This window comes from Ferdinandcohnia sp. SAFN-114 (genome assembly GCF_059415045.1).
In genome coordinates this window covers 1-11,669 of record NZ_JBPFDQ010000062.1, presented here as the reverse complement: position 1 = coordinate 11,669, position 11,669 = coordinate 1, and the positions used below count along the sequence as shown (strand labels likewise).

Here is an 11,669-nt window from a genome sequence, read left to right as displayed (position 1 = left end):
GCAATTTCCGAGGAAATACTACATGAATTACCCGAAAAAGCTAAATTTCATGACGTTTTTATTGTATAATATAGGTAATTAGTCGTGTTTTGTCTGGGGGTTATATTTTGAAAAATATACTTGTGCTTATTGTCATCGTGCTATCTGTTGCTACAGTTATAACAGGGAAAATACATTGGAACAATAAATTATATGCTACTGCCAAGACTTCTCAAGAAGAAAAGCCTGATGAACAATTAAACACAGCAGTTGATGAAAAACAAGAGGATGAAAGTGAAAATAAAATCGAAATAGTAAAAAAGTACTCAAGGAACTTACCAGAAGAAATACAAACAAAGCTTATGGAAGCAGCTCAAACTGGTATACCAATTAACTTCATTATTGCAGGTTCGGACTCAACACCCGATGATTCAACTGCTTGGCCAGCATTATTTAAGAAGGGCCTTGAAGATACATATGGAAAGGATATTCTTACAATCACAATTAAAGAAATTGGTGATAAAACATCAACCCAAGTTGTACAAGAGGAAATATATCAAGAAATTATCGATCTTTCTCCTGATATCATATTATTTGAACCATTTATTTTGTACGACAATGCCAATCTAGTTGCCTTAGAGAGAAGGCTAGAAAATATTACTGAAATTCTAGGGACAATTAAGGAGGAAGTTCCTGAAGTATCTGTCTTACTACAGCCGGCTAATCCTTTACATAATGCAAGGTATTACCCAAATGAGGTTAATGATTTAGAAGGTTATGCTAAAGAAAACAATTATTCATATCTCAACCATTGGGAAGTATGGCCAGACTACAAATCAGATGAAATCGTTGAATATTTAGATGCAAATGGTGCTCCAAGCGAAAAAGGACATAAACTATGGGCAGATTACTTGTCGAAGTATTTTATTGCTCAAGATGGTGAAAATTAGTGTCAAGGATGGAGAATTGTAAATAGGTATTTCTTAGTTTGGCAGTTAGTCCATTTTGTACTAAAATAAGAGAGGGCTCTTAAAAACTGCCATCATTCGTCAAAAAATCTAAAATCAAATTTATGTTTTAATTATTAAGGAGGAGCAACATGACTTTAAAATATGCATTAATTGGTTGTGGACGTATTTCGCCAAACCATATCGCAGCTGCATTGGAAAACGAACTTGAAATTGTTGCCTTATGCGATGTTAACCCTGAAAATATGGAGGATAAGCTACAGAAGTTTAATCTTCCGAAATCACCAAACCTATATACTGATTACAAAGAAATGCTAGAGAAGGAAAAGCCTGAACTAGTAGCAATCTGTACGGAAAGTGGTAAGCATGCAGCGATTGCACTAGACTGCATTGAAGCGGGTGCTAACCTAATTATCGAAAAGCCGATTGCTCTTTCATTAGAAGATGCTGATGAAATTATCAATAAAGCCAAAGAGAAAAATGTTAAGGTAAGCGCATGTCATCAAAATCGTTTTAATAAATCGATTCAAAAAATCCGTGAAGCAGTTGAAGAAGAACGTTTCGGTCGCCTTCTGCACGGTACAGCTCACATTCGTTGGAACAGAGGAGAAGACTATTATACACAAGCTCCTTGGCGTGGAACATGGGAACAAGACGGTGGTGCATTGATGAACCAATGTATTCATAACATTGACCTTCTACGCTGGATGATGGGCGGAGAAATTACCGAGGTTGTTGGTATGACAGATAACCTAAAGCATGGATTTATTGAGGCAGAAGACCTTGGATTAGCTTTAATCAAGTTCTCAAATGGAAGTTACGGGATTGTTGAAGGTACAACTAACATTTTCCCAACCAATCTAGAGGAAACACTTTACATATTCGGTGATTCAGGAACAGTAAAAGCTGGAGGAAAGTCAGTAAATATCATTGAGGAATGGCTCTTTGCTGATAATAAAGATAATCCAGAAGAAGTTAAAGCAAAGTACCAAGAAAACCCTCCAAGTGTATACGGATTTGGACATAATCCACTTTATACTGACGTGATTGACGCGATTAAAAATGATCGTGATCCGTACGTAACAGCAAAAGATGGAAGAGATGCATTAGAACTAGTGCTTGCGATTTACAAATCAGCGGCAGAAGGTAAGGGAGTTAAACTTCCGTTAGAAAAATGCAGCACATTAGACTTTACAGGAAGATTTGGTAATTAAAATGTAATAGGAGAATGATCATTATGATCATTCTCCTTTTTAATTTAATAAATGCAGTGAGGTATCTTTTTTTGCATTAAAATGAATAGAAAACCAAATATTATACTACCCTCTGCATTGGATTTCTAAATCAATTAATGAATTTTTTAGATCTTCACGTAAGTAATAGTAGGTTTTCGTTTCTTTAAAGGATTGTAAACAATTATAAAGTTCCTGTTTTTCCGTTTGAGATAAATTAATGGCAAATCCATTTTGAGAAAGGTTGCTTAAAGAATGAGTAAGTTCATTAGAAATTGATTGAAAGGCCTCTTGTTCAGTTCCTTCCATAACCTCGAGTACGATATCCATAGAGTCTTTAAAATTTGATGCATTGTTTATGTAAACCATAAAAAAACCTCCTATAAATTAAGTCACTTTTATTGTATGCAATTTCATTAAAAAAATTTGTTGTTATCTGTTGTCGATAAAGATAAACATATGTATTATTACCAATATTACGGTTTTATTACAAAAAAACTGGTAATACGACAATTTTAGTTGAAAATAATAGCAGCTTGCCTTATAGTTAATTATTGTATTGAGGATGTACGGACAGTATCTGTTTTGAAAACAGGACTTTTTACCTAGGATAAAAGACGGCTGTTAATGGTGAAAAAGGAGTGTTGAATTCTATGGGAAAAAGAATATTAATGATTTCTCAGAATTTTTACCCAGAAATTGGTAGTGCGGGAAATAGGATGAAAAACATATATACACTTCTTAAAAAGAACGGTTATGATGTAAATGTGTTAACAACTGATCCAACCTATCCAAACAATAAAATTTATGAAGATGAAGAATTTTGGGATGATGAATTTCTGAATAAACATGCCGATGATTTATACCGAGTTAAATTAAGAAATCGAAAATACTCTCGTAGTATTATGAATCGTTTGCTTTTTTATTTGGAAATTGCTGTCAAAATGGTAATCTATGTATTATTTAACCGTAATAAATACGATGTTGTAATCGCTACTTCGCCAGCAATCTTCATTGCGATGGTGGGTTTATTAGCTAAATATCGATTTAAAAGTAAACTAGTTTTGGAGATTCGGGATTTATGGCCGGAATCATTAAAAGGAGTCGGTGTTTTTAGCCATCCACTTGTGATTTCTACTTTTAGTATGATCGAAACTCTATTATATAAGAAAGCTGACAAAATCGTAGTGAACAGTGAAGGTTTTGTTGACTATATTTCGAAAAAAGCACATATTCCAACAGCAAATATTGCTTTTCTACCAAATGGCGCTAGAGAATTTGAAATTAACATTCCAAAAGAGAAGAATGAAAAATTCTCGGTAATTTATGCTGGGAATATGGGGCTTGCACAGGATTCAAATATATTAATGGACCTTGCTAGTGAGTTAGCTGTACATGATATTAACCTCACAGTAATCAGCTATGGCTTGAAAAGAGAACAATTTGTACATTATGTCAAGGATAATCAGTTAACAAATGTTCATTTCATTAAACCAACAACTAGAAGTCAGTGTTTAAACATAATGGCTAAACATCATGTTGGAATTGTGACATTAACAAATCAAGAGGTATTCGAAACAGTCTTACCGGGTAAAGTAATCGATTATATGACTTGCCAAGTACCAATTGTAGCCTCTGTATCAGGTACATCGAGGAAAATTATTGAACGTGAGCAAATTGGATATGTTTCAAGCTCTAAAAATGCAAAAGAAATGCTTAAAGATATCCTAAAGATTAAAGCAAATCCGAACGAGCAAAGGAAATTTGAAAATAATGGAAAAAAATACGTGAATAACTACTTTCTTTGGGAAAATAATATTAATACCTTAATAGATATACTTGAAAATCGTGTAAGCAAATCAGTGATATTAAAAAAAAATGTTAAAGAAATTATTACAATGGACAAGGTTGAGTCACTATGAGAAAAAAAGTATGTATGTTTGTGTGGAATCATTTCACCAACGACGCCAGGGTACTTCGAGAATGTACTGCGTTATCTGAATATAATTATGAAGTGGACTTGATTTGTATTCAAGATCCCAAAGACCCATCGCTACCAAAATATGAGGAACGTAATGAACATTTTAAAATTTATCGTGTAAGACGATATCCTATGGCATTGGAATTCATGCAAAAAGGATATCGTTATTTGCGCAAGAATAAATTTATAGGCTTAATAATCGCTGCGTTGTGGTTATTATGCCTATATTTATTTACACTGCCAACTGCCATTTTTACTACATTGATGGCTGTAGTGGTGCTGATTCTAAAAACAAAATTAAATGTAATTTTGGTAAGAGGAAGTATTATCGCTCGGATGATTACGCAAGGATATAAAAAACATTATGATATATATCATTCAAATGATTTGAATACACTTCCTCAAGGAATCGTTTGTTCAAAGTTTCGGTTAAAGCCAAAAAAGTTAATATATGATTCACACGAAGTACAAACTAGTCGTACTGGATATTCGGAAAAACAAGGGAAATTAGAAGGATTACTTATTAAATTTATTGATGCAATGATTGTTGAAAATCATACCCGAGCTAAATACAATGAGGACCTATATGGCTTTTACCCAAATGTTGTTCATAATTATCCATTCAAACAAGAGGTTACTAATGAAGAAAAAGTACCACTTCATAAAATGCTGGGACTGCCGAGGGATGAAAAGATACTCCTATATCAAGGAGGCATTCAAACAGGTCGGGGCTTAGAACGTCTTATTGAAGCTGCTCCTTTATTTAAAGAAGGAACGCTTGTATTGATTGGAGACGGAAGAATCAAGCCAAAGTTGCAGCGTATGGTTGAAGAAAAAGGCTTACAGGATAAAGTTAAGTTTATTCCAAAGGTACCATTAGCTGAATTGCCAAAATATACACGAAATGCTTATCTAGGATTCCAAGTCCTTAATAATGTTTGTTTTAATCATTACTCTGCATCTTCAAACAAATTATTTGAATACATGATGGCTGGTGTACCCGTAATCGCATGTAGTTTTCCAGAAATTCAAATGGTTGTTAAAGGGGAGAAAATAGGATTGTGCGTTGATTCACATAATTATGAATCAATTGCGGAAGGTGTAAATTATTTACTGGAACATCCCGATGAAAGAGAAAAAATGATTGAAAACACCTATACTGCAAAGAATAACTATAATTGGGAAAATGAAAAATACTCATTGTTAAATCTGTATAATTCCCTTTAATTACACACCTCAAGGAGGAAAAAAGATGAAATCTGTCGAGGAGATTCAAGAAGAAAATAGTCAACTTCTTCAAAAAGTTAATTTATTGGAACAAGAACTTTATAGCGTTAAACAAGAATTGCACAAACAACTTAATTATAGAGAAGCTGAACTTAAGGAAACGTTAAGATGGGAGAAAAAGTATTTAGAATTACAAAAAAGGTTTGAGGCACTTCGTAATTCTAGTTTAGGTAATTTAACAATTAAATACTGGAATACAAGAAAAAGATTGAAAAATAGATTTACTAATTAAATAAAAGGGGGTTAGAAACCTATGAGTAAAAGTATTGAGTTAAAACTAGAAGAAATAAAGCAAACAAGAAAATGGATTGAAAATTTTACAATGTACACTTCGCGAGAAGTAATAGAAGTTGAGGAAACAAAGTGGTACAAACAGTCAGATGCACCTTTAGTCTTTAAGGAGAAAGATCAGACTTTTAAAGTCGATCTACCAGATGAAAAACAATTGTATTTATCTTATAGGGAACCAAATACAAATTTTTCGAATAGTCCAAAAGATAATTTCTTTAATATCCATGAGGGACAAAGGTTTAATTTAAATGTTAAGGGAAAAAAAGATACAGAAGTAAATATTAGCATTATGGTAATTTTCTATTCAAATGGGAACAAAGTGGAAGTTATAAACGCTAGCTTTAATGAGCACAAAAAATTCACAATACCCGAGAAAGTAAATGGAATGAGGATTGCTTTAAGAATTACGGGTAGAGGGAATTTTAGTATCCATCAAATAAATTTAAATGATATTTCTTTATGGACTACTGATCAGACTTCGAGAAACGAGTACAAATACATTCCACAAACAAATTGGTATTTTCCGAATGATCAAAAAATTGAGTATAACAACATTCTAAATATGTTTTCAATAAATTTGGAAGATGAAAAACAACATTTGTACATTACATATAATGAAGGTAATTCAAATTTTAATACTGTTCCGCAAAACCCTATTTCAATAAAAAATGATTGGTTATCAGTGAATTTTGATGGCGAGAAAGATTCGTCACTTAATGTTAAGTTATTTTTAATTTTTTATCGAAACAAAGAACGCCTTGAAGTTAAACAAATTGACCTAAATACTAAAATTGGGCTTAAAGTTCCAGAGAATTGTCATGATATGAGGATTGCGATTAGAGTTGCGGGTAAAGGATCCTTTTCAATAGAAAAAATCTCTATTAGTGAGGAAGGATATTGGCTTACGAAAAGTCTAAATAAAAATGAACTTCTATTTCCGAAGTGTGACAAATTTTTTGATATAGATAGTAAATCTATAATGAAATCTTATGGTGAAAAAGGTAAGTTGCTTTACCATAAATATCAAAATATTGTTGAGTCTACATTGATTGGACAACAATTTGTTTATTTAACGTGTTTTGACAAAACAGAATTAAATGAAGCTCCAATTATTCCTGTATTTCATCCAGAACCTGAAAAATACTATGAATTTTATCTAGGTGCGCAGAGTTACGGCGAAATTGATTTAACATTATTTGTCATGGGCTTTAAAGGTGGAGATAGGCAAGAAATTCACCAGGTACCTCATAATAAATTAACGAAGCTACAATTTAAAAAAGATACAACTTCGGTAAAAGTATTTGTACGTGTAAATGGATCAGGTTATTTTAAGGATTTAAAATTTGGATTGAATTCAAAAACTATAGAAATCACAAATTCAACTGACCTTAGTTTGAAAAAAGAAGACTGGTTTCAAACGGGAAAATTATTAGAGATTACAAATCAGAATGATGATTTAGTTGTAACAGGAAAAAGTGAAGTAACTAAAAGAATATACCTTTCTTATAAAGAAAAAAATAATAGTTTCGGTATCGCACCGATTTCTCACATTATAGATATAAAAGAAAATTCTATATATGAATTTCTTGTGAAGGCTAATGTTGATGAGGGAATGGAATTCATTCCTATGGTAGTCTGTTACGCTGGAGATCAAAAAGCACAAGTACTTCAATTGAAGGTTAATGCACCTACAATAATAAAACCTGAACATGATGTAACGGATTTTAGATTTGCTATAAGAACAGCGGGGATTGGCACCTTTAATTTAGAAAGCATACAAATCAAAGAAATGCCTATTATTGAGGTAAATAGAAAATTAAATTGGGTAAATAATCGTGAAACTTCAATTCTTAATATGGTAAAGTCTAGACCTTTAAATCATCTTAAGATGGCTGTGATTTTTGATGAATTTACAACTGCTTCCTATAATAAGGAATGTGAACTTATAACATTTACTCCAGATAATTGGTTAGAGGTTCTAACGAATAATAAACCTGATATATTAATGGTTGAATCGGCTTGGTATGGAAATGGCGGAACATGGAATAAAAAAGTAGGTTATTACGGAGAAGAAAATATGAAACCATTATTTTCTCTACTTTCTTGGTGTAATAATAATAATATTCCTACTTTATTCTGGAACAAAGAAGATCCGGTCCATTTTAATAGATTCATCCAAACTGCTGTGAGGTTTGATTATATTTTTACAACCGATGAAAATATGGTACCTTTCTATATGGAACAAGCTGGTCATAGAAATGTATTCTCTTTACCATTTGCTGCTCAACCTGCAATTCATAACCCAATTAAAATAACAGAAATAAGAGATGATAAAGCTTGTTTTGCTGGATCTTATTACAGGTTGCATGAAGAGAGAGCGCGTGATATGGATAGAGTATTAGATTATGCAGCAAAATACGGATTAGATATTTATGATCGAAATTATGAGAAGACTAGAAATGGTTTAATGCCAAATCATCGATTCCCAGATAGACTTACTCCATTTATAAAGGGTAGTCTAAAGTATTATGAAATTGATAAGGCTTATAAGGGATATAAAGTAATGATTAATGTTAATACTGTTAAACACTCTCCGACTATGTTTTCTAGAAGAGTGTTTGAAGGTTTAGCATGTGGTACCCCTATTGTGAGCACATATGCTGAGGGTATTGAAAAAACATTTGGGGATTTAGTCTATATCTCAGAAGATGAAGATGTTATAGACAAAACTTTTAATACCCTTTTAAACGATGAAGCAGTGTATCGAAATAAGTCAATGTTGGGTATCCGAGAAGTGTTAAGTAAACATACTTATACGCATAGATTAGCGTTTATTTGTCAAAAAGTCGGCTTAGCATTTTATCATGATACACCGAAAGTGACAGTTCTGGCATTTGCACATACAAAAGAAGAGTTTTTACATGCTGTTGAACAATTTGAACAACAAGAATATACAAACAAAGAGTTGTTTATCTTAGTTGATACCTTTGAAGGTTATATTGAATTATTTAACCAGTACAATACGAGGTCTATAAAGACATTTGTACGGACGTTTATGCATAATTATCAAAATATCTTAGAGTGGATAGATACTCCTTATTTAACATATTTTTCACCAAATGATTACTATGGTCGTAACTATTTATTGGATTTAATGTTATGTACACTATATACAGATAGTGATTTTATTGGTAAGGGATCATACTTTAAAGCCGATAGTAGTAATCAAATCCAAGAAATCGACCAACATAGCGAATATGAGTTTGTTTCTTCTTTGCATTCTGCAAGAACAGTAGCTAAAACAGAGGTGTTTGGAAAACAATCACTTGAAGATTTCTTTGATGATATCGAAAAAGGAACTGATTTTGGCAAATACTATAAATTCGGTAAAAAGTTATACAGTAGCGATCGTTACAACTATATGGAAAACGTGAAAAACAAAAGTGGGAAGTTAAAGAAAGAAATAATAAACCAAATTGAAATTTGAGGTTTGATAAAATGGAAAAAATTAAGCTGGTTTTTGCTGGACATGATTTGAAATTTGCTTCATTAATCATAGGCTATTTGGAATCAACCGGAATGTATGAAATTCGCCTAGATAATTGGAAGGGGCATAATGTGCATGATGAACAACATAGTCAAAGTTGTTTAGAGTGGGCAGATATCATAGTGTGTGAATGGGGCTTAGGGAATGCTGTTTGGTATTCAAATCGAAAATTACCAAACCAGAAAATTGTGGTTCGAATGCACCTTCAAGAGGTGAACACCCCTTACCCAAGGCAATTTGATATGAAAAATATAGACAAGATCATTGCAATCTCTCCTTATGTCTATGAAGAATTTTATAGAGTATTTAAATTGCCAAGAGAAAAAATGACAATGATATATAATGTGGTGGATACAGACAAAATGGATTTGCCTAAAGAAGACTATAAATACCACCTAGGTTTTATTGGATTAAGCCCCAAAAGAAAGCGTCTTGATTTGGCTGTTGATATCCTTGGAAAACTATGGGAAAAGGATTCTAGATATAAATTATTTATTAAAGGCAAACTTCCACAGGAGTATCCATGGTTATGGAATAGAGAGGAAGAGCGTGAATACTATGAAGAGTTATTTTCGCGTATAGAGAATGCTCCTTGGAAGAATGCAGTTATTTTTGATGGGTTTGGCTCCGATATTAATGTTTGGTTGAAAAAGATAGGCTATGTACTATCTACAAGTGACTTTGAAAGTTTTCATCTTTCACCGAGTGAGGGTATGGCCTCTGGCGCCTATCCTCTCATCCTAAAATGGGATGGTAGTAATACAATATATTCGGAGGAATATTTATTTAATAACGTTGATGAGTGCGTAAACAAAGTGATTGAAATAAATAATTTAGAATCAGACCAAGTATTAAGAAACAAGGCAAAGGAATATGTACAAAAAAACTTTAGTGTTGAGAGAATAGGAAGCCAGTGGAACTCTTTAATAAATCATTTATTGAGTTCCTAAGGGACGAGGTGAATTAGCTGAATGGACCTTTATATTCCAAAAGATTTAACAGAAGAAAGAGCATTATCGATTAGTAAAGCTTTACCGGGAAGTCGAAATAAAGATTGTCTTCAAGCTGCAAAGAATATTACCAATAAGAATGCGTATGCCATTCCCCCATTTGGAACTATTCAATATCCTAATTTGATTGATTGGGACGATAATAGATCAAGAGCATATTCTAGATTAATACACGGTTTTACATTCTTGGGATGTTTGACAGATGCTTTTGTTAACACAGGTGATATTAAGTATCTAGAAAAGGGAATGGCATTAATTAAGGATTGGATAGGAAAGCATACTTACGAAACTAAAAAAGAAACAATGGCATACCACGATGAAACCACAGCGTTACGTTTGCAATATTGGCAGAAATATTATATTTATGCAAAAGGTATTGTTTCCAATGATGAAATAGAGATATTAGAAGAACGAATGTGGATTACAGCGGCTTTGCTTGAGGAAGATTCATTCCATTCAACAGGTACCAACCATGGTATGTTCCAAGATATTGCACTTTTGTTGTTTTCTATCTACTTCGAGGGAGAACAGAAAGATCTATGTAATCGTTATAAAAATATATCAGTAACTAGATTAAAGGATTACTTCAAATTTGTATTTACGAAAGATGGAGTACACAAAGAACATTCACCTTCTTATCACTTACTTATTGTTTCAAACATTAAAGCATTGGTTGATTGGATGGAAGAGATAGACCAAGCGATTGCTGAAGAATTTTCAAACATTTATTTAAAAGCTATGGACTACGCAACCTATATTATTAGACCAGATGGTTATTTACCTCCAATTTGTGATACTGAAGCTAAATTGGTAAGAAACGGAAGTGCTAGGAAGCTATTTGATAGTGAGGAATATCTGTATTCTGTAACTAGTGGAGAAAAAGGGATACCTCCACAAGAAACTGACAAGGTATTCCCGGAAGCAGGATATGCAATTTTTAGGGATGATTGGAACAATAAAGAAGATGCTACTTATGTTTTGTTTGCAGCAGCTTATAATACAAATTATCACAAACACAGTGATGATTTAAATCTTTATATTTATTCAAAAAGAGAAATTATCACTGAGGCGGGGCCAAATGGCTACAATTACAAAGATCCATTTACAAAATATGCATATTCTTCATTCGCTCACAATACGTTGATTGTTGATGGTATTGGTTTGCCTCGTACTGATGGAAATTATGAAGGAGTTTATTTATCGGATTATAAAATCGCTCAAGATATATCTGAAGCTACAGGTATTAATAGAAGATATGAAGGCGTAGAACATAAACGCAGAGTGGTTTATAAAAAATGGCTCTGTTAAAGGTAAATGTTGATATTTGAAACCTTCTTTTGTATAATTAGGATAAGAACAAACATTCGAGGAGGT

General features: G+C 32.7%; 9 protein-coding genes. 8 read left to right on the top strand and 1 reads right to left on the bottom strand.

Annotated elements, in window-relative coordinates:
* The first annotated feature begins 107 nt into the window (after nt 1-107).
* Both ACR65M_RS18280 and ACR65M_RS18275 read left to right on the top strand, forming a co-directional pair.
* Nucleotides 108-929 (top strand): SGNH/GDSL hydrolase family protein, encoded by an 822-nt coding sequence (locus ACR65M_RS18280; protein ID WP_440274016.1) that lies wholly within the window; start codon nt 108-110, stop codon nt 927-929.
* Between the two features lie 149 nt (nt 930-1,078).
* Nucleotides 1,079-2,161: a Gfo/Idh/MocA family protein gene (locus ACR65M_RS18275; RefSeq protein ID WP_440274015.1), complete on the top strand. Its 1,083-nt coding sequence runs from the start codon at nt 1,079-1,081 to the stop codon at nt 2,159-2,161.
* 105 nt (nt 2,162-2,266) lie between these two features.
* On the opposite strand, the gene ACR65M_RS18270 is transcribed toward ACR65M_RS18275, so the two are convergent.
* Nucleotides 2,267-2,548 carry a hypothetical protein gene (locus ACR65M_RS18270; protein WP_440274014.1) on the bottom strand — a complete coding sequence of 94 codons (282 nt, stop codon included), beginning with the start codon at nt 2,546-2,548 and terminating at the stop codon, nt 2,267-2,269.
* A 284-nt stretch (nt 2,549-2,832) separates the two neighbouring features.
* On the opposite strand from ACR65M_RS18270, the gene ACR65M_RS18265 reads away from it, so the two are divergent.
* Genes ACR65M_RS18265 through ACR65M_RS18240 form a run of 6 tightly spaced genes read left to right on the top strand, consistent with a single transcriptional unit; the run spans nt 2,833 to nt 11,603 of the window.
* Nucleotides 2,833-4,101 (top strand): glycosyltransferase family 4 protein, encoded by a 1,269-nt coding sequence (locus ACR65M_RS18265; RefSeq protein WP_440274013.1) that lies wholly within the window; start codon nt 2,833-2,835, stop codon nt 4,099-4,101.
* Complete coding sequence (locus tag ACR65M_RS18260; RefSeq protein WP_440274012.1) at nt 4,098-5,387, top strand: glycosyltransferase; 1,290 nt, start codon at nt 4,098-4,100, stop codon at nt 5,385-5,387. Before ACR65M_RS18265 ends, ACR65M_RS18260 begins: the two co-directional genes overlap by 4 nt.
* A 25-nt stretch (nt 5,388-5,412) precedes the next feature.
* Entirely contained in the window at nt 5,413-5,679 is a 267-nt protein-coding gene (locus ACR65M_RS18255) for a hypothetical protein (RefSeq protein WP_440274011.1), read from the top strand.
* 21 nt (nt 5,680-5,700) lie between these two features.
* Entirely contained in the window at nt 5,701-9,225 is a 3,525-nt protein-coding gene (locus ACR65M_RS18250; protein WP_440274010.1) for a CgeB family protein, read from the top strand.
* A gap of 11 nt (nt 9,226-9,236) precedes the next feature.
* Nucleotides 9,237-10,235 (top strand): glycosyltransferase family 4 protein, encoded by a 999-nt coding sequence (locus tag ACR65M_RS18245; RefSeq protein WP_440274009.1) that lies wholly within the window; start codon nt 9,237-9,239, stop codon nt 10,233-10,235.
* 21 nt (nt 10,236-10,256) lie between these two features.
* Nucleotides 10,257-11,603, top strand: a complete 1,347-nt coding sequence (locus tag ACR65M_RS18240; protein ID WP_440274008.1) for a heparinase II/III domain-containing protein — start codon at nt 10,257-10,259, stop codon at nt 11,601-11,603.
* Nucleotides 11,604-11,669 lie beyond the last annotated feature (66 nt).

Coding starts and splice junctions, on each gene's coding strand:
- ACR65M_RS18275 (WP_440274015.1), top strand. CDS start 1,079: ATGACTTTAAAATATGCATTAATTGGTTGTGGACGTATTTCGCCAAAC.
- ACR65M_RS18255 (WP_440274011.1), top strand. CDS start 5,413: ATGAAATCTGTCGAGGAGATTCAAGAAGAAAATAGTCAACTTCTTCAA.
- ACR65M_RS18250 (WP_440274010.1), top strand. CDS start 5,701: ATGAGTAAAAGTATTGAGTTAAAACTAGAAGAAATAAAGCAAACAAGA.
- ACR65M_RS18245 (WP_440274009.1), top strand. CDS start 9,237: ATGGAAAAAATTAAGCTGGTTTTTGCTGGACATGATTTGAAATTTGCT.
- ACR65M_RS18260 (WP_440274012.1), top strand. CDS start 4,098: ATGAGAAAAAAAGTATGTATGTTTGTGTGGAATCATTTCACCAACGAC.
- ACR65M_RS18240 (WP_440274008.1), top strand. CDS start 10,257: ATGGACCTTTATATTCCAAAAGATTTAACAGAAGAAAGAGCATTATCG.
- ACR65M_RS18270 (WP_440274014.1), bottom strand. CDS start 2,548: ATGGTTTACATAAACAATGCATCAAATTTTAAAGACTCTATGGATATC.
- ACR65M_RS18265 (WP_440274013.1), top strand. CDS start 2,833: ATGGGAAAAAGAATATTAATGATTTCTCAGAATTTTTACCCAGAAATT.